This is a genomic window from Haloplanus sp. HW8-1, from assembly GCF_023703795.1.
Lineage (GTDB): Archaea > Halobacteriota > Halobacteria > Halobacteriales > Haloferacaceae > Haloplanus > Haloplanus pelagicus.
Genome location: NZ_CP098518.1, coordinates 3,269,599 through 3,287,099 on the forward strand (window position 1 = coordinate 3,269,599; position 17,501 = coordinate 3,287,099).

The 17,501-nt window shown below is 69.4% G+C and carries 21 protein-coding genes and 1 tRNA gene; 10 read left to right on the forward strand and 12 right to left on the reverse strand.

The window, feature by feature from the left end:
• Nucleotides 1-26 precede the first annotated feature (26 nt).
• The 4 genes from NBT82_RS17100 to NBT82_RS17115 form a co-directional block, all read right to left on the reverse strand.
• Entirely contained in the window at nucleotides 27-440 is a 414-nt protein-coding gene (locus NBT82_RS17100) for a DUF5809 family protein (protein WP_251329304.1), read from the reverse strand.
• A gap of 24 nt (nucleotides 441-464) precedes the next feature.
• Entirely contained in the window at nucleotides 465-902 is a 438-nt protein-coding gene (locus NBT82_RS17105) for a DUF5810 domain-containing protein (RefSeq protein ID WP_251329305.1), read from the reverse strand.
• 127 nt (nucleotides 903-1,029) lie between these two features.
• Nucleotides 1,030-1,512 (reverse strand): ribosomal protein S18-alanine N-acetyltransferase, encoded by a 483-nt coding sequence (gene rimI / locus NBT82_RS17110; RefSeq protein ID WP_251329306.1) that lies wholly within the window; start codon nucleotides 1,510-1,512, stop codon nucleotides 1,030-1,032.
• Between the two features lie 171 nt (nucleotides 1,513-1,683).
• Nucleotides 1,684-3,660, reverse strand: coding sequence for an aconitate hydratase (locus NBT82_RS17115; protein ID WP_251329307.1), 1,977 nt, complete (start codon nucleotides 3,658-3,660; stop codon nucleotides 1,684-1,686).
• 217 nt (nucleotides 3,661-3,877) lie between these two features.
• Here NBT82_RS17115 and NBT82_RS17120 point away from each other — a divergent pair, with 217 nt between their 5' ends.
• Nucleotides 3,878-4,345 (forward strand): deoxyuridine 5'-triphosphate nucleotidohydrolase, encoded by a 468-nt coding sequence (locus NBT82_RS17120; RefSeq protein WP_251329308.1) that lies wholly within the window; start codon nucleotides 3,878-3,880, stop codon nucleotides 4,343-4,345.
• Between the two features lie 141 nt (nucleotides 4,346-4,486).
• Here NBT82_RS17120 and NBT82_RS17125 read toward each other — a convergent pair.
• From NBT82_RS17125 to NBT82_RS17135, 3 genes are all read right to left on the reverse strand, one after another.
• Nucleotides 4,487-4,560: transfer RNA gene (locus NBT82_RS17125), tRNA-Lys, on the reverse strand.
• Between the two features lie 105 nt (nucleotides 4,561-4,665).
• Nucleotides 4,666-5,337, reverse strand: a complete 672-nt coding sequence (locus NBT82_RS17130; protein WP_251329309.1) for a DUF7119 family protein — start codon at nucleotides 5,335-5,337, stop codon at nucleotides 4,666-4,668.
• A gap of 65 nt (nucleotides 5,338-5,402) precedes the next feature.
• Nucleotides 5,403-6,224: a DUF8155 domain-containing protein gene (locus NBT82_RS17135; protein WP_251329310.1), complete on the reverse strand. Its 822-nt coding sequence runs from the start codon at nucleotides 6,222-6,224 to the stop codon at nucleotides 5,403-5,405.
• Nucleotides 6,225-6,339: 115 nt separating this feature from the next.
• On the opposite strand from NBT82_RS17135, the gene NBT82_RS17140 reads away from it, so the two are divergent.
• Together NBT82_RS17140 and NBT82_RS17145 are read left to right on the forward strand one after the other, a co-directional pair.
• Nucleotides 6,340-7,017 carry a lipoate--protein ligase family protein gene (locus tag NBT82_RS17140; RefSeq protein WP_251329311.1) on the forward strand — a complete coding sequence of 226 codons (678 nt, stop codon included), beginning with the start codon at nucleotides 6,340-6,342 and terminating at the stop codon, nucleotides 7,015-7,017.
• 41 nt (nucleotides 7,018-7,058) lie between these two features.
• Nucleotides 7,059-8,366 (forward strand): dihydroorotase, encoded by a 1,308-nt coding sequence (locus NBT82_RS17145; RefSeq protein WP_251329312.1) that lies wholly within the window; start codon nucleotides 7,059-7,061, stop codon nucleotides 8,364-8,366.
• A 64-nt stretch (nucleotides 8,367-8,430) separates the two neighbouring features.
• Here the strand turns inward: NBT82_RS17145 and NBT82_RS17150 are convergent, their stop codons facing one another.
• Nucleotides 8,431-9,054 (reverse strand): DUF5806 family protein, encoded by a 624-nt coding sequence (locus tag NBT82_RS17150; RefSeq protein WP_251329313.1) that lies wholly within the window; start codon nucleotides 9,052-9,054, stop codon nucleotides 8,431-8,433.
• 105 nt (nucleotides 9,055-9,159) lie between these two features.
• Between NBT82_RS17150 and NBT82_RS17155 the strand changes: the two genes are divergently transcribed.
• Together NBT82_RS17155 and NBT82_RS17160 are read left to right on the forward strand one after the other, a co-directional pair.
• Entirely contained in the window at nucleotides 9,160-9,528 is a 369-nt protein-coding gene (locus NBT82_RS17155) for a universal stress protein (protein WP_251329314.1), read from the forward strand.
• Nucleotides 9,525-10,061 (forward strand): GNAT family N-acetyltransferase, encoded by a 537-nt coding sequence (locus NBT82_RS17160; protein WP_251329315.1) that lies wholly within the window; start codon nucleotides 9,525-9,527, stop codon nucleotides 10,059-10,061. Before NBT82_RS17155 ends, NBT82_RS17160 begins: the two co-directional genes overlap by 4 nt.
• Here NBT82_RS17160 and NBT82_RS17165 read toward each other — a convergent pair.
• A complete protein-coding gene (locus tag NBT82_RS17165; RefSeq protein ID WP_251329316.1) occupies nucleotides 10,058-10,510 on the reverse strand; it encodes a universal stress protein in 453 nt (150 codons plus the stop codon). The two genes, NBT82_RS17160 and NBT82_RS17165, sit on opposite strands and share 4 nt — an antisense overlap.
• An 81-nt stretch (nucleotides 10,511-10,591) precedes the next feature.
• Between NBT82_RS17165 and NBT82_RS17170 the strand changes: the two genes are divergently transcribed.
• Both NBT82_RS17170 and NBT82_RS17175 read left to right on the forward strand, forming a co-directional pair.
• Entirely contained in the window at nucleotides 10,592-11,062 is a 471-nt protein-coding gene (locus NBT82_RS17170) for a universal stress protein (protein ID WP_251329317.1), read from the forward strand.
• A 49-nt stretch (nucleotides 11,063-11,111) separates the two neighbouring features.
• Complete coding sequence (locus tag NBT82_RS17175) at nucleotides 11,112-12,296, forward strand: DHH family phosphoesterase (RefSeq protein WP_251329318.1); 1,185 nt, start codon at nucleotides 11,112-11,114, stop codon at nucleotides 12,294-12,296.
• 1 nt (nucleotide 12,297) lies between these two features.
• On the opposite strand, the gene NBT82_RS17180 is transcribed toward NBT82_RS17175, so the two are convergent.
• The gene (locus tag NBT82_RS17180; RefSeq protein ID WP_251329319.1) at nucleotides 12,298-12,720 is read right to left on the reverse strand and encodes a DUF5807 family protein; all 423 of its coding nucleotides are present in this window, start codon (nucleotides 12,718-12,720) and stop codon (nucleotides 12,298-12,300) included.
• A gap of 87 nt (nucleotides 12,721-12,807) precedes the next feature.
• Here NBT82_RS17180 and NBT82_RS17185 point away from each other — a divergent pair, with 87 nt between their 5' ends.
• Nucleotides 12,808-13,086, forward strand: a complete 279-nt coding sequence (locus NBT82_RS17185; RefSeq protein WP_251329320.1) for a hypothetical protein — start codon at nucleotides 12,808-12,810, stop codon at nucleotides 13,084-13,086.
• 1 nt (nucleotide 13,087) lies between these two features.
• Here NBT82_RS17185 and NBT82_RS17190 read toward each other — a convergent pair whose 3' ends face one another.
• Both NBT82_RS17190 and NBT82_RS17195 read right to left on the reverse strand, forming a co-directional pair.
• Entirely contained in the window at nucleotides 13,088-13,522 is a 435-nt protein-coding gene (locus NBT82_RS17190; RefSeq protein WP_251329321.1) for a DUF7112 family protein, read from the reverse strand.
• Between the two features lies 1 nt (nucleotide 13,523).
• Nucleotides 13,524-13,907 (reverse strand): 30S ribosomal protein S6e, encoded by a 384-nt coding sequence (locus tag NBT82_RS17195; RefSeq protein WP_251329322.1) that lies wholly within the window; start codon nucleotides 13,905-13,907, stop codon nucleotides 13,524-13,526.
• A 188-nt stretch (nucleotides 13,908-14,095) separates the two neighbouring features.
• Between NBT82_RS17195 and NBT82_RS17200 the strand changes: the two genes are divergently transcribed.
• Nucleotides 14,096-16,768 (forward strand): heavy metal translocating P-type ATPase, encoded by a 2,673-nt coding sequence (locus tag NBT82_RS17200; protein WP_251329323.1) that lies wholly within the window; start codon nucleotides 14,096-14,098, stop codon nucleotides 16,766-16,768.
• Between the two features lie 184 nt (nucleotides 16,769-16,952).
• On the forward strand, nucleotides 16,953-17,486 hold the full coding sequence (locus NBT82_RS17205) for a phosphate-starvation-inducible PsiE family protein (protein ID WP_251329324.1): 534 nt from the start codon (nucleotides 16,953-16,955) through the stop codon (nucleotides 17,484-17,486).
• Nucleotides 17,487-17,501 lie beyond the last annotated feature (15 nt).

Consider the following 17,501-nt stretch of genomic DNA (forward strand, 5'->3'; position numbering starts at 1 on the left):
GTGCGGGGAAAGCGATTTCGCCCCGGCTATAGCCGGTCGCGGTAGCAACGGCCGAAAGCCTGCCGGCGGAGCGTGGCCACCGCCGCGTCGCGCTCGTCCTGAAACGTGGCGGCGACGGCCGCGTCCGCGAAGGGGGCGACGTGCCAGACCACACGCTCCACGTCCGGACTGCCGAGGACCGTCACCTCGACGTCGGTGTCGGCACGCCAGGACTCGAACGTGTCGCGGTCGGCGATCCGGACGACGAGCAGCGAGGCGAAGATGGCGTCCCGAGCCGCCTCCACCACGTCGCTCGTCACGCGGTCTCCGTACTCCTCGCCGTCGAAGTCCATCGCCGTCGCCGTCTCGCGGACCGCGGTTTGGGCCGCTGGCCCGACCGACTCGTAGGCCTCGCGGGCCGCCACGAGTGTCTCGGGATCGAACACACCCTCGGTCTCCATACGTATCCCTCCGGATGCCCCGGCTTACGCCTTTCCGTCCGCGTCGTCGTGGTCGTCCCCGTCAGCGTCGTCCGGACCGCCGTCGGTGGGAGCGCCATCCGTCTCGCCGTCGAGCATCGCCCGCGTCATCTCGCGGGCCTCCGTGAGGGTACGTCGCGTGTCGTCGTCCAGGTCGTCCGTCACGACCGTCGGTGTGTCGCCGGTGGGAACGGGACGGTCGTGTGCGTGGTCGTGATCGTCGGGAACGGACTCCTCGAACACCTCCTCGTAGACGGCTTCCTCGGCGTGTTCGGCGACGACGGGACCCAGTTCCGCGGCACCCTCCCCGGCCCACCCCGGGACCGTCTCGTCCAGCCACCGCTCGTGGGCGTCACCGTGGAGCATGGCGGTAAAGGCGAGGTGGTTGGCGAGATGTTCGGCGTCGCGCTGGGGTGTCTCGCACACCGGACAGGCAAGTCCCATGGGCCGTGTAGACGCTCCCGCCTGATACGGATTATTGTAACTGTTCACCGGTGGTTCGGCGGACCGTCTCGGCGAACCACCGGTAGTGACTTACGATAAACCGTATGAAACGTTCGACGCTCGGTACCTACTCGTCCCGCCAGTCGGCCACGTCGAGCACCATCACGAGGGCGTCCTCGCTGTCGCGGTAGTACCGTGACACCCGCCGCGCCGTCTCGAAGCCCACGTCGCGGTAGAGCGCCTGGGCCGGGTCGTTGCTCTCGCGCACTTCGAGTTTCACGAGCGACGCCCCCTCGACGGCGAGGGCGGCGAGCGACTGGACGAGCAGCGACCGTCCGATCCCGCGCTGTCGGGCCGGAGCCGCAACCGCGAGATCCTTCACGTGTCCGATGCCGCGGCCGAAGTTGGGCGTCACGTCGCCGACGACGTAGCCGACGACGGCGTCCTCGCGGGTGGCGACCAGAAAGCCGGATTCGCCGAGAAAGCGCTCGAAGGCGGTGTAGGGCCACGGCTGGCCGAACGCCGCCCGCTCGATCCGTACGACCGCTCCCAGATCCGACTCCTCGGCTCCGCGGATCGTCACGTCGGTGGGCTGGGGTGGAACGGCCACGCGCCGGGATACGGGCGACGGGCGCAAAAGCCCTCGGGCCACGTCGCGCCCCGACCGTTTCGGCGCGGCAACACCGTCACTCACGGCGTCGTCCCGGGTGGGATTCCGCTCGTCCTCCGTTGTCGGTGTCGGTCGCGTTCTCGGCCGCAAAAAAGTGCGCAGCGACGGGGCTCAGTCGTCGGCGGGCGCCGCGCCGCTACCGTCCTCTTCGTACTGCTGTTTCGTCAGGGTGAGTTTGCCGCCGGCCGCGAGGATCTCGCGCTCGCGCTCGGAGGCGTCGAACCCGGCGGTCGCCTCCCAGTCGTCGTTGACACGGATGGTGAACTCCTCAACGCCGGACGCGACCGCGTCGGCGACGTCGTCGACGACCTCGACGTGGTCGCCCTGCTCGATCCGGTCGTAGGTCTCCTCGTCGATGGTCAGCGGGAGGAGGCCGAAGTTGTACAGGTTCGCCTTGTGGATACGGGCGAAAGACTGTGCGAGGACGGCCTCGACGCCGAGATACATCGGGCACATCGCGGCGTGCTCCCGGGAGGATCCCTGCCCGTAGTTCTCGCCGGCGACGAGGACGCCGTGATCCGACGCCTTGGCCCGCTCCGCGAACGTCTCGTCGACGCGGGAGAGCGTGAACTCGGAGAGCTTGTCGATGTTCGAGCGGTACATCAGGATGTCCGACGTGGCCGGGATGATGTGGTCGGTCGTGATGTTGTCGGGCATCTTCAGCAGCGTCTCGCCGGCGATGTCGGCGCCCAGCGGGTCCTTCAGCGGGACGTCGCCGATGTTCGGACCTTTGATCAGGTCGTCGTCGACCGCTTCGTCGGGCTCGATGATGTCGGCCTTCGAGCCGTCGTATCGGTCGGGGAGTTCGACGCCCGGCGATTCCAGATCGCCCAGTTCGTCGGCCAGGTCACGCGGATCGACGATCTCGCCTTTGAGCGCGGCCGCGGCAGCCACCTGCGGCGAGCAGAGGTAGACCGAGTCGTTCTCGATGCCCGACCGACCCTCGAAGTTGCGGTTGAACGTCCGCAGGGAGACGGAGTCGGAAGCGGGGACGTGGCCGATGCCGATGCAGGGCCCGCACGTCGACTCGGAGACGTTGACGCCAGCAGCCATCAGTTCGGAGGTCCACCCCTCGCGGGCCAGGAGTTCGCCGGCCTGCTTCGATCCGGGCGCGACGATCATCTCCAGGTCCTTCTTGATCTCACGGCCCTCGACCATCTTCGCCGCCGGGAGGATGTCCGCGTATCCGCCGTTGGTACAGGAGCCGATGATGACCTGTTCGACGTCCTCGCCGGCGACCTCGCGGACGGGGACGATGTTGTCGGGCATCGACGGCGTGGCGATCAGCGGTTCGAGTTCCGAGAGGTCGACGACGATCTCGTCGGCGTACTCGGCGTCCTCGTCGGGTGACAGTTCGACGTACTCGTCGCCACGGCCCTGCCGTTCGAGGTAGTCTTTCGTCCGCTCGTCGGTCGGGAAGATGGAGGTCGTCGCACCGAGTTCCGTCCCCATGTTCGTGATCGTGGTTCGCTCGGGTACCGAGAGGCTCTCGACGCCCGGGCCGGTGTACTCGAACACCTTGCCGACGCCGCCCTTGACCGAGAGGCGGCGCAGCATCTCGAGGATGAGGTCCTTCGCACTCGCCCACTCGGGGAGTTCGCCCTCCAGACGGACGTTCACGACCTCTGGCATCTCGACGAAGTACGGCCCGCCGCCCATGGCGACGGCCACGTCGAGGCCGCCGGCGCCGATGGCGAGTTCGCCCAGACCGCCGGGCGTCGGCGTGTGGGAGTCGGAGCCGAGCATCGTCTTGCCGGGGGCGGCGAAGTTCTCCTTGTGGACGTTGTGGCAGATGCCGTTGCCCGGGCGGGAGAAGTACGCGCCGTACGTCCCGGCGGCCGAGCGGAGGAAGCGGTGGTCGTCGGTGTTCTTGAAGTCGAACTGGTATGTCTGGTGGTCACAGTACTGCGCGGCGAGTTCGGTCTGAACTTCGTCGAGTTCGAGCGCCTCGAACTGCAGCCAGACCATCGTGCCGGTCGTGTCCTGTGTGAGCACCTGATCGATCTCGATCCCGATCTCCTCGCCGGGTTCGAGATCACCCTCGACGAGGTGGTCGTCGAGGATCTTCTCTGTGAGCGTCTGTCCCATAACGTCCGGCCATCGACCGCCGACGGATATAAATCCCGCGCCTTTCGGAACGCTAAATCCGTCCACCGGGGCGTCTACCACAAGTTTTAGACCGTCTCGGGGTGTATAACTGCGCCGCAGCCTGCTGCCGTCACCCCCGTTCCCGGCGGGTTCACGCCGTAGCGGTGATCGCCGCCCGGATCGGCACGGTTTTGTCGTCCCTGTTCGATCGGCCCGTATGTTCCGTGCCGGTTCGTTCGTCGCCGACCACGTGACGCCGATCACCCCCGAGCAGGTCCAGCCGAACGGCGTCGATCTGACGGCCGCGGCGGTCTTCGAGACGGAGGGTGGCCGGATCGGTCGCGACGGCAAGCGGATCGGGGACCGTCGGGCGATCGATCCCGACCCCGACGCCGCGGCGTGGACGCTGTCGCCCGGCGGATACGTCCTGCGCTACGGCGAGACGGTCCGGATCCCGGAGGGCCACGTCGGCTTCGTCTATCCCCGGTCGTCGCTCATGCGCAACGCCGCCATGCTCCACACCGCCGTCTGGGACGCCGGCTACGAGGGTCGCGGCGAGGGGCTGCTGGCCGTCCACGCGGGGATCGAGATCGAACCCGACGCCCGGGTGGCCCAGCTCGTCCTCGCCGAGGCGAACCACGACGGCACGTACGACGGGAGTTATCAGGGCGAGAACGTGGAGTGAGCGGCCGCCGTCGCTCGCGGGCCGGGATGGAGTCGAACCACGGTCGTTCCGCTCACTACGTTCGCTTCACTCTCTGGTTCAACTCCTCCGTCCGCCGTTCACGCGACACGGCTCCTTGCGTCGCGTGATGTCGCGTAGAAGCGGGCCGGGAGGGAGTTGAACCCCCGACCGTCTGGTTAAAAGCCAGACGCTCTGCCTGACTGAGCTACCGGCCCTACGCGTAGCGAGGTAAGCGGAGGTGTAAACACTTACGATGGACCGTCCGCCGGAGCCCGCGGCCGCCGCCGTTCAGCGCGAACGCACCGGGGCCGGCCCACCGCTCACAGCTCTAGAAACTCGTCCAGCGCCTCGGCCACTAGGTCGTCCGGATGTCGGTTCTCGATCGACGCCCGACGACGGAGTTCGATGTACTGGGCCGGGGGGAGCGTCACGCCCATCCGGCCGAAGGTGACGTCGCGGTCGTCGAGGGTCGCCTCGACGTCCTGCCCGTCGCTCACCTCGCTCGCGAGGCGACGAATCTCGCGGACGGTGAGGTCGTGTTCGAGCGTCGCCCACGCCAGGGCGTAGCGGTCGTCACCCGAGACGCGAGCGATGTGTTTTGCCGCCGTCGGGGCGATGGTACCGCGGGCGACGTGACGACGGATCGCCTGTGGGAGGTCGTGTACGCGCGCCCACTTCCGGATGAAGGCGACCGAGACGTCGCCGCCGGCGCGTTCGGCGGCGGCTTTGTACGATCCGACGCCGCGGACCAGCGCGGCACACGCCGCCGCCCCCCGGAGCATGTAGACGTGATCCTCGGAGCCGACCGTGTTCTCGGCGAACGAGCGAACCACGTCCGCGGCGAGTTGGACGCTCTCGGGGTCGTCGGGGTCGAACCCGACGGCCTCCTCCGCCCGCTCGCCCGTCACCGACGGATCGGCACGGACGACCGGTTCGCCGACCGGCGACTTCCGGTCGGCCGGGCGGTCGGGCACATCGGAATCGTCGCTCATCGTACGGTCCATTCGGCGAGGACGTTCAAAAGTCTCCCGTGCGCGTGTGCCGGCATCGTCGGAGCTCACTCCCGGGCCACCGACACGCGGACGCGGTCGCCGGGCGCGAAGTCGTGGTCCGGACAGACGAGTTTCGCGCCGAAGTCGGCGTCCTGTGCGACGAACAGCGACAGTCCCGTGATCGGACGGCCGTTCGCGCGAACGGTGACGGGACCCCAGGTCACGGCCCGGCCGTCGGCGACGCCGACACGGTCGCCCGCCACCGAGACGGGTGTCGGGGCGTCGAGCGCGGGGAGGACGCCGCCGCCCTCGTAATGTGGGCAGCCGCCGTCGAGGACGACCCCCGGGGCGGCGGCGAGTCCCGCCCACGACCCCGGATCGGGGTGGTGCGGACGGTCGAGGACGACGTACGTCTCGCCGGCCTCGCGGACGACGCCCGTGCCGTCCCAGTCGAGGGGGCGTACCGGCACGTCCACCTCGACCGGCAGGGAACCGGCGGCGCGGTAGGGGTTCGCGTCCGGGTCGCGGAACCCGAGGTGGACGTGGTTGTCGACCCACGGGCCGAAGAACCCGGATCGAACCATCTCGCCCAGGACGTCGCCCACGGCGACTCGGTCGCCCGCCGCGACCTCGGGGTCGACGTGCAGGATCCGGGCGACGTGGTCACCGGTGTCGATCAGGATCAGATGATCCTCGCTGACCGCGTACGGGCGGGACGGCGCGCGCACGCTCCGGGTGTCGACGACGACGCCCGCGACAGGCGAGCGCCCGCGGTTCGTCTCGGGATAGAGATCGACGGCACATCCGCGGTCGTGGGCGTCGTAGGGGGAGTTGAACAGGGAGAACCGTCGGTAGCGCGACAGCGTCGACGCCGGGACCGTGACCATACCGGGGATTCGGACGGGGAGGCTTATACCGTCGGGTCGCACACGACGGACGGCAGGTGTCGGCGTCGCCGTCGACTCGCGGGGCAGTTATGTGCGTCCGTCGCCCATATCCCGTATGCGTGTCCTCAGTGGACGGGCAGCGACGATCGACGCCGACCGGGAGCGGACCGCCACGATGCTCGCACGGACGGCCGAGACCGGCGAGCCGGCGGTTCGGGTGTGGCGGCCCCATCGACAGGTCGCCTTCGGTCGCCGCGATGCGATCGAGTCGGGGTACGACCGTGCCCGTGCCGCCGCACGAGACCGGGGGTTCGATCCCGTCGAACGGGAGGTCGGCGGACGGGCCGCCGCCTACACCGGGTCGACGCTGGCGTTCGCCCGTGTAGTCCCGGTCGACGACGCCCGCACCGGCCTGGACGACCGGTACGAAACGGCGAGCGACCGGCTCCAGCGGGCGCTGTCGCGTCTCGGCGTCGCCGCGACGTCCGGCGAGCCTCCCGAGTCGTTCTGTCCGGGCAGCCACTCGCTGCAGGCCGACGGCAAACTCGTTGGGATCGCCCAGCGGGTGCGGTCGGACGCGGCGCTGGTGGCGGGGTGTGTCGTCGTCGCCGACCGCGAGGAACTGGCGTCGGTCCTCGCGGCGGTGTACGACGCCCTCGATCAGCCCTTCGATCCGGCGAGCGTCGGGAGCGTCGCGGCGGCCGGCGGCCCGGCCGATCCGGAGCGGGTCCGGACGGCGGTCGAACGGGAACTCGTCGGCGACGCGGCGACCGTACGCCGGATCGCGGTGTGAGCGAACGGGACACTTACGGCGGCCGGGCGACAGGTGGTGGTATGCTCGTCAGAAACGCACGACTGGCCGACGGTCGCGTCCGCGACGTCCGGATCGACGGGGAGCGGATCGCCGCCGTCGGCACCGGTCTCGATGCTGCGGGTGACGCCGTCGACGCGCGGGAACGACTGTTGCTCCCCGGCGCCGTCGACGCGCACGTCCACTTCCGGGAGCCGGGTGCGCCACACAAGGAGACGTGGCAGACCGGGTCGCGGAGCGCCGCGGCGGGCGGCGTCACGACCGTCGTCGACCAACCCAACACCGATCCACCGACGACGACCGGCGCGGCGTTCGACCAGAAGGAGCTGTGTACTCGTGACTCGATTGTCGAATACGGCATCAACGGCGGCGTCACGGCCGACTGGGGCCCCGACACGCTGTTCGACCGCCCCCTGTTCGCCCTCGGCGAGGTCTTCCTCGCCGACTCCACCGGCGACATGGGCATCGAGGGCGACCTGTTCGAGGACGCGCTCCACCGGGCCGCCGAGGCCGGCGTGCCCGTGACCGTCCACGCCGAGGACGCGACGCTGTTCGACGAGGGTGCCCGCGCCGCCGCCGGCGACGAGGTGGGTCGGGACGCCGGAGCCGACGTCTGGAGCGCGTATCGAACCGCCGAGGCCGAGATCGTGGCCGTGGAGCGCGCCGTCGAGATGGGTATCGACGCGGGCGCCCGCCTCCATGTCGCTCACACCAGCACGCCCGAAGCCGTGGATATCGTGGCCGACGCACCCGAGACCGTGACCTGTGAGGTGACGCCTCACCACTGCCTGCTCTCGCGGGCCGACCTCGACGAGTTGGGGACGTACGGCCGGATGAACCCGCCGCTGCGGAGCGAGGAGCGCCGAACAGCCCTCTACGAACGGGTAGTCGACGGCCGGGTCGACCTGATCGCCACGGACCACGCGCCCCACGCTCGCGAGGAGAAGGAGACGTCGCTGCTGTCGGCACCGAGCGGCGTCCCCGGCGTCGAGACATTGGTGCCGCTCCTACTCGCCGAGACGCGGACGGGACCATTGACCGTCGAGCGCGTCCGCGACCTGGTCGCCACGGCGCCGGCGGCGACGTTCGGCCTGGAACGAAAGGGACGGATCGAGGCAGGGATGGACGCCGATCTGGCGCTGTACGATCTGGAGCGGTCGCGAACGGTGCGTGGCGACCGGCTCCACTCGAAATGTGGGTGGACGCCCTTCGAGGGGTTCGAGGGCGTTTTCCCCGAGTGGACGCTGGTTCGTGGCGACCGCGTCTACGACGGCGTGACGGACACCTTCGGGACGACGGCGGGCGAGAACGTGCGCCGGGACTCGTCCTGAGTCGCGGCCGCTCCCCGTCCCCTCGGGGCGACGACAGTCTATTCGGCGGTTGCGACGCGAGCGACTACTCCAGGTCGTCGCGCAGTTCCTCGCTCGATTCGCGGACCTCGCGCATGACCTCGGAGATGCGGTCCTCGGCGTCGAGTTCCTCGGCGACCGAGAGGTCGACGCCCTCGACTTCGAGGAGGAACTTCGCCACCTCGGTCACCTCGTACATCATCTCGTCGAGTTCCTCGGCCGTAAAGAAGCCGGACATCGCGCCGTAGAGGAACGTCGCACCGGCCTTCTGGACCTTCTCCTCGAAGGCGGTGCGGGCCTGATTGACCGCCTGTGGCGTGTAGGTGTCGGTCATGAAGGGGACGAGACGGGGCAGGTTCTCGCCGATCTTGGTCATCTCGACGCCGGTTTCGGTCCGGAAGTCGACACAGAGGCGGGCGATGGCCCACTCGCGAGCCGTGATGTACGTCCGGTCGCGAAGAAAGGTGTTGACGCGGTCGTACTGGGCGCCGTCCATCTTTTTGAACCGCTCGTATTTGCGGACGTCGGCGGGTACCGACCCGTCGGCGGTCGACGACCCGGACGCCGCCGGCCCACTTGCGTCCGCGGGGGTTCCGGCGTCGTCCCCGGCCGACCCGTCGGAGGACCGTCGCTCCTCGCCGTCACCGGACTGCGGCGCGTCCTCACTCATGCGCCGGCGTTCCGCGCGCCGACGCAAAAGGGTTCCGTCGCCGTCAGCCGACCGTCCGACGGCGGGTCGCGTACCTTTTTCACCCGGCGCGCCGAGGCGTCGGACATGAAGCTACTGCTGGGAATCGGTGGGAGCGACGACTCGTTGCGCGCCCTGGAACGCGCCGTTTCCCGCGTCGCCCAGACGGGCGACGAGCTGACGGTCGCCGTCCTCCGGAACCCGGCAACTGAGACGGATCCGGAGACGATCGAACGGCGCGTGCGGGCGGTCCTCGACGACGCGGACGTGACGGCGCCGGTCCGCCACCTCGACGGGGATCCAGGGAGCCGGCTGGTGGAACTCGCGGAGCAGGAGGGGTTCGACCGAATCGTCCTCGGTGGCGGCGAGACCAGTCCGATGGGGAAGATCAAACTGGGGGGTATCGCGGAGTTCGTCCTCTTGAACTCCCACGTCTCGGTGACGCTGATCAGATGACCGACGACAGCACCTTCCCCGACGAGGTGGCGGGGCCGTTCCCCGAACCGCCGACGACGTTCGAGGATCGCGATGAGCGGTCGATCACGATCAGGCGCTACGACCCCGGCGCGGATCGCGAGGCGTTGACGGCGATGTACGAGGCGTTCGACCCCGCGGACCGCGCACAGGGCATCCCGCCGACGAACGAAGCGCGCATCGCGAACTGGCTGGACACCATCACGGGCGGCGAGACGGTAAACGTCGTCGCGGTCGACGGCGAGACGGTCGTCGGCCACGCGACGCTCGTCCCCGACGAACCCGAGGGGACCGCCGAACTCGCCATCTTCGTCCTCCAGGACTACCAGCACGCTGGCATCGGCACCCGGCTACTGGAGACGCTCCTCGGCGCCGGTGCGGCGGCCGGCTTCGACCGCGTGTGGCTCACGGTCGAGCGCTGGAACGACCCCGCGATCAACCTCTACGAGAAGGTGGGATTTCGCGCCACCGACACCGAGAGCTTCGAACACGAGATGGCGCTGCGCCTGGATTAAACCGAGAGAACGGGCTGGCTGGCATAGAGGAGGACGTACTCCGCGGCCTTCGCCAGTACCTCCTCGGAGTCGCCCGAGACGGGTTCGCGGGGGACGACCACGAAGTCGGCGCCGAGTTCCTCGGCCGTGTCGAGGACGACGCTCCCCGGATGTCTCGAGAGCCGGCGGGTAGAGAAACCGTAGGTCATCGACATCGAGAGTGGGACGCCCACGTCGTCGACGGTCTCGACCACCGCCTCCAGAAACGCCTCGGTGTCGGCCGCGAGCGTCGCGTCGTCGACGGCGCCGGTGTCGATGGCCCGAGCCATCTCGTCGTTGACGACGTAGAGCGCGTGGATCGTGGCAGCGTACTCCTCGGCGATGGCCGCGGCGTACTCGACGGCCACGAGCGACTCCTCGCTCCCGTCAACGGGGACGAGGACGAGCGACGGCGAGAGCGAATCGGTCATGCTCGGACGTGCGCGGGCCACGGGCAAAAACTCTCCCCGTGTGACACCGGGTTTATGTCTCGACCGCCCGAAACCACGCGCATGTTCGATACCATCGTCATCGCGACGGACGGCTCCAAGAGCGTCCGGCGGGCCGTCAGCGTCGCTCTCGACCTGGCCGAGCGGTTCGACGCGGCGGTCCACGCCCTCTACGTCGTCGACGAGGGGGAGGTCGAGAGCTCGCCCGAGCGGGTACGCGAGGAGATGCGCGCCGCCCTCGACGAGTCCGGCGAGGAGGCACTGGCGGCGATCCGAGACGCCACGGATCGCGAGGTGACGACCGCCGTCCGTGAGGGCCGGCCGGCGACGGAGATTCGGGAGTACGCGAACGACTACGACGCCGACGTGGTGGCGATGGGGACCCGCGGCCGTCACGGCGAGAACCGCTTTCTCATCGGTAGCGTCGCCGAACGGGTGGTCCGGACCTGTCCAGTCCCCGTGTTGACCGTGCGACAACTCGGGAAGGAGGAGCGCGACGACGAGGAGGGCGTCCGCGACGCAGCTCCCGCCTGAGAGTCGGGCGAATCGCGAGATACTTCGGGGCGGCCCCCGTCCGGTCGGTATGGACGACGACCTGATCGACGGCGACGGACTCTCCCTCTCGCGGAAGTCGCGGCTCCCCGGCGAGGGCTTTTTCTACCCCGACTCGCTCGACGAGGAGTACGCGGACCGGCGCGCCCGGGAGGCAATCGAGGGTGCGGAGGTGGTGGTGGTCGCGGACGGCGACGCCGACGGGTTGGCTTGTGTTGCCCTTCTCCGCGAACGCTACGACGCCGCACTCGACGTGGCGCCGTTCGAGGCGTCGCTCGCCGCGCGGACCGATCCGAGCCTCGGTGCGGACGAAGCGGACGATGACGATGCGGACCGTGAGGACTCCCCCGTCGGCCTCGTGACCGCCGGGCCCCACTCCCTGCCGGACGCCCTCGACCGCGTCGCGGCGTACGCCGACCCCGGCGTCGACGTCTACGTCTGTGACCTCTGTCCGGACGACGAGTCCGTCACCGAAGTCGTCGACGCGGTCGTCGAGCGCGCGGACCGCGTCCGCTGGTTCGACCACCACCAGTGGGACGACGAGGTGGCGGCCGCGGTCCACGACGCGGGCGTCGACCTCGTCGTCGGCGAGAGCGACGAGGAGTGTACGGCGGACGTGGCGCTTCGCTCCCTCGAGTACGAGTTCCCGGACCACCTCGCCGACCTCGCGGCGGTCACCCGCGACCACGACCTCTGGATCAAGGCGGATCCCCGAAGCGACGACCTGGCGGATTACGCCCACTGGGCCAGCGCCGAGGAGTACGTGACCGTCGTCGGGCAGTACGGAGCCGCCCTGCCGGATCCGGTGGTCGAGTACCTCGACGAGCGGCGGGTCGAGAAAGAGCGGTTGATCGAGGCGGCCGTCGACCGGGCCGAGTTGCGGTCGGTCGGCCCGTGGACCATCGGCGTCACCTACGGTCGGTGTTCGCAAAACGAGGTGGCGGAGGCGCTGCGCGAGCGGGGTGCGGACGCCTCGGTGATCGTCAAACCCGCGGGTAGCGCCAGCATTCGCGGGAGTGAGGGCTTCGAGCGCTGCCACGAGGTGGCGGGACAGGTAAACGGCGGCGGCCATCCCCGCGCCGCAGGCTGTAAACCCGACATCTACGAGGACATGCTCGACTACGCCCACCACTGGACGACGGAAGGGTACGCGACCAGGCAGGTGATCCTGGCGGCGTTCGAGCGGGTCGCCGCGACGGACCCGGTGGACGAGTGAGCTACGCGTCGGCGACGACCCAGCGGTCCGAGAAGGCCGTGCCGTCGGGACAGGCCGCGTAGGCGTGGATCACGTCTCCCTCGGCGTAGATGCCGCCCACCTCCTCGTTTCGCGCTTCGGCGAACGCGAGGACGAAGGCGACGCCCTCGCCGCAGTCGGGGCAGGCGCCCCCGGTCAGGCCGTGGTCGATGTCGCCCTCTGTTCCCATCGCCTCCTTGGCGAACGCCATGGCGTCCATGCCGGTGCCGGCCGAGAACAGCTGTCGGCCCTTCTCGCCCGGGACGACGAGGACGACGCCGTCCTCGACGGCGGTGCCGTACTCGGCGAGGGTCCCGTCGTCGTCGAGGTAGTCGTCGGTGAGAAAGAGCGCGACGTGGTCGAGACGGTCGCCCGCGAGGAAGGCATCGAGTTCGGGGTCGCTCATACCGGTCGGTGGCGGTCGAGCGGTAAAGAACGGTCGCTTCGGCGTTTGCACCGTCACCGTTTTGCCTGCCCTCCCCGTGGCTGGGACGTGGATCGGACGCGACTCACGCGGATGACGTACCTCCTGTTCGGCATCGCACTGCTGGCGAGCAACGCCCTCTCTCTGGGATCCTCGGTCGCCCCCCTCCCCCTCGTAGCGGTCGTCCTGAGCGTTCTGGTCGTCGTCGCGTCGGTCGCCGGACTCGTGTACCCGGAGGCGGCTCCGTTCGGCGTGAGCGTCGATATCGGCCCACAGCCGACGTGGGCGCTCACCCTACTGTGGCTCGGGAGCGCACTGCTGCTTGCGGGCGTCGCACTCCAACTGTAACTCAGCGGTCGTCGGTCAGGGTCTCCGCGATGTCGGCGAGCGACGAGTCCGGTTGCCGCGTCACCGTGTACACGGCGCGACGGCCGGGGACGCGGACGCCGTAGAGATAGCCGGGCGTCACCTCGTCGACGTCGACGCTCCGACCGACGTCGAGGTCGGTGCCGCGAACCCACTCGACGAGGCGGTTCGTCCCCTCGCCGCCGGTCCGCGCGAGGCGGCGGTTGTCGTAGGCGCCACGAATCAGGGGTCCCTTCGCGTCCGACTCGACGCGGGCGTGGGTCTCGTCGCCGTCGAGGACGAGTCGGATCAGGTCGCCGGACGTGACGGCGACGTCGTCGGGGAGACGGAGACAGGGCCGACGGGTGCCGCCGCTCCGGGCGAGTTCGGCGCGGTGTGTCGTCACCGCCGCCCCGTCGCTGGCGACGCGGTCGGACACGTTACTCGTTGTCGGCCTCGTCGTCGCCGAAGCCGGCGTCGCCGTCGACGACCTTCGCGTTGATCTGGACGACGGCGTCGCTGATCTCGCGACCCCGAACGGTCACGCGCTTTCGCTCGCCGTCGCGCGACGGGTCGAAGCCGACGCCACCTTCGAGGAGGACCTCCTTGAGGGACGGACCGGCGACGTCAGCGCGGAGGGGGCGGCCGGCGTCGTCCGACCCGCCCGTCAGTTCGAGCGTCGTGCCGTCGAGGCCGACGGCGCCGCCGTCGACCTCGTTCCCGAGTTCGCGCCCGAGAAACCGGTTCGCGTCCTGTCCGTCGGCCTCGAACTGTTCCGTTCGACCCGTATCCGGGTCCGAAACGACGACCTTGAAGTCTGCCATGCCCGGATTCAGACGGTCGGCGATAAAAAGCACGTCGAAACCGAGCGTCACCCGCCGAGCGACCGAACGGCGGCGGCCCGCCGCCGTATGATTTACTAGATCACACTCTAAGAATTATCAATCATTCCCCCTCAAATCCCTGTTTTTGGCAGTAGGATTAATATAGACGTGACGGCTAGCCTCGACCGATGACCGACGAGTTCGGGAGTGACGCGGACGGCGAGGGGGACGACCACGCCGGTCGTGACCGCGGGGCGGCGGCCACCGCGGACGCGACGTTCCGGGCGTCCGTGCCGTCGATGGACTGCTCGTCGTGTGCGGGCAAGGTCGAGCGGAGCGCCCGGGACCTCTCGGGCGTGACGTCGGTCGAGACACGGCCGACGTCGGGGACGCTGGTCGTCGGCTACGACCCGGCAGCGACGACGCCCGAGGCGATCCGGGCGCGGGTGACTGCGGCGGGGTACGCCGTCGCGTCCACGGAGACGGAGACGTTCGCGGTGCCGTCGATGGACTGTTCGTCGTGTGCGGGCAAGGTCGAGTCGGCACTGTCGGCGGTCGACGGGGTCGTGGAGTGCGACACGCGGCCGGCCGCGGGTCGCGTCGAGGTGACCTACGACCCCGACCGGGCCGGACGGGGCGACGTGCTGGCCGCGATCGAGAACGCGGGGTACGAGGTGGTCGAGGGCGAGACGGCGTCGGCGTCGGTGTGGCGGAGCGGGCGGGCGCTCAAGACCGCCGTCGGCGCCGTCGCCCTCCTCCTCGGCGTCGGCTTCGAGTACGTCTTCACCGGGGCGAACGCGACGCTGCTGACGGCGTTCGGGCGGACGATCACGGTCGACTGGGCGCTGTACGTCCTCGCGGCCGCGGTGGCGGGCCAGGCCATCCTCCGGAACGGGTGGTACTCGGCGCGCACCCGGAGCCTGGACATCGATTTCCTGATGAGCGCCGGGGTCGTGGGCGCCGTCGCGGTCGATCTGCCCTTCGAGGCGGCGACGCTCGCGGTCCTGTTTTCGGTGTCCGAACTCCTCGAACGCTACTCGATGGACCGTGCCCGGTCGTCGATGACGGAGTTGATGGATCTCTCGCCCGATACCGCGACCGTGCGGCGCGAGGCGGCCGGGGAGGACGACGACGGCAGGGACGAAGTGACGGTGTCCGTCGACGAGGTGGCCGTCGGGGACGTGGTGGTGGTCCGACCGGGCGAGCGCATCCCCGTCGACGGCGTCGTGATCGAGGGATCGAGCGCGGTCGACGAATCGCCGATCACGGGCGAGAGCGTGCCCGTCGACGCCACCGAGGGCGACGAGGTGTACGCGGGCAGTATCGTCGAGGAGGGATATCTGGAGGTGACGGCGACGGCGCAGGCCGACGAATCGACGCTGGCGACGGTCATCCAACTCGTCGAGGACGCCGAGCGCGACAAGTCGGAGCGCGAGCGCTTCGTCGACCGGTTCGCGTCGTACTACACGCCCGCGGTGGTGGCGCTCGCGGCCGTGACGACCCTCGGGCCGCCGCTGTTCGTCGGCGCACCCTTCGAGACGTGGTTCACACGAGGGCTGACCCTCCTGGTGATCGCCTGTCCCTGCGCGTTCGTCATCAGCACGCCCGTCAGCGTCGTCTCGGGCATCACGAGCGCCGCACGCAACGGCGTCCTCATCAAGGGCGGCGATCGTCTGGAGGCGATGGGCGAGGTGGACACCGTCGCACTCGACAAGACGGGGACGATCACGACGGGTGACCTCGGCGTCACCGACGTCGTGGCGTTGAACGGGACGAACGAGGACGACGTGGTGCGGTCCGTGGCGGCGCTGGAGCGGCGGAGCGAACATCCCATCGCGAGGGCCATCGTGGAGCATGCGGACGAACGGGGCGTGGCCCCGGGTGCCGCGGGACGCCCGCGGGAGGCCGACGGTGACACCTCCGAGATCACCGACTTCGAGTCGATCACCGGCGAGGGCGTCCGTGCCGACCTAGACGGCGTCACCCACTACGCGGGCAAGCCGGCGCTGTTCGAGGATCTCGGGGTCGACCTGGAACACGCCCACGTCGAGACCGACGGCGGACTGGTCGTCGACGACGACGTCGAGCCCACGGACTGCGATCACGGCTCCTACCTTGATCTGGTGAACGACGTGGTGCCGCGCCTGCAGGCCGAGGGCAAGACGGTCGTCCTGGTCGGCAGGGTCGGAGACGCTCCGACGGACGGACGGCCGCAGTCCGGCGACCCGGCGATCGAACTGGTGGGAATCGTCGCCGTCGCGGACACGGTCCGTCCCGAGGCTGCCGGCGCCGTCGAGCGCCTGTCCGATCTGGGCATCGATCGGGTCGTCATGCTGACCGGCGACAACGAACGGACGGCCCGCGCCATCGCCGAGCAGGTGGGCATCGACGAGGTGCGCGCCGATCTGCTGCCCGACGAGAAGGTGGCCGCGATCAGGGAGTTCACCGCGGACTCCGAGGCGGCCGCCGCCGAGGACGCGCGCCGTCTGCCCTGGAACCGGACGAACGGCGGCGTGGCGATGGTCGGCGACGGCGTCAACGACGCCCCGGCGCTCGCGGCCGCGACGGTCGGCGTCGCGATGGGCGCCGCGGGCACCGACACCGCCATCGAGACGGCCGACGTGGCGCTGATGGGCGACGACCTGACGCGACTGCCCTACCTCGTCGCCCTCGCCCGGAAGGCAAACGGCGTCATCAAGACGAACATCTGGTCGTCGTTGGGCGTGAAACTGGTACTCGCCGCGGGCGCGCCCCTCGGCCTCGTGGGCGTCATCCACGCCGTCGTGATCGGCGATATGGGAATGAGTCTCGCCGTGACGGGCAACGCGATGCGGCTGGCGAACGTCGAGCCGGGGGAGTGACCGCCGTTACGGCGCCGGACGATACGGCCGTCCGACCGACTGCGGCGTCACTGCTGTGTTCAGAGACGGAGCAAGAGTGAGACGGTGCGATTTTCGAGTGCTCGATGCTCGAAATCACACGCCCCGACGTTGGGACCCGCCCCGGTCCCGTCGCTTTTATATCTCGGAACGGTAGTTTCGCGGCGTGTCGCGCGACGACGGGAACGCGAACGGAAGCACCGAGGGTGACGAGCCACCCACGGAGTCGCTCGATCCCGAGGGCCGCGAGACCTCGGTCGGATCGAGTTGGGTGGCCGACGCGACCAATCGGTTCATCCACGGCGTCGAACTCGTCGCGGCCGCCGTCTTCGCCCTCCTCTTTGCCATCGGCGTCGTCGACCTCGTGATACAGATCGTCCAGGCGGCCCTCGCCGGACGGATCACCGACCCGCTCGTCGTCATCGGCTTCATCGACACTGGTCTCCTCCTCCTCATCATCGTCGAAGTGTACGAGACGGTCATCGCCTACACCGAGGAGAGCGAGACGCGACGGATCGTTCGTCTGGTTATCTACACCGGCGTCATCGCGATGGTGCGAAAGACGATCATCTTCCGAACCGGGGAGTACGCGACGTCACAGGACGCCCTCTTTGCCGCCATCGCGTACACCATCCTCATCTTCGGTCTCGTCGCGTTGCTCCTCGTCGAACGCGGGCAGGGCGAACGACTCCTGAACTGACGCGGGCTTTTGTGC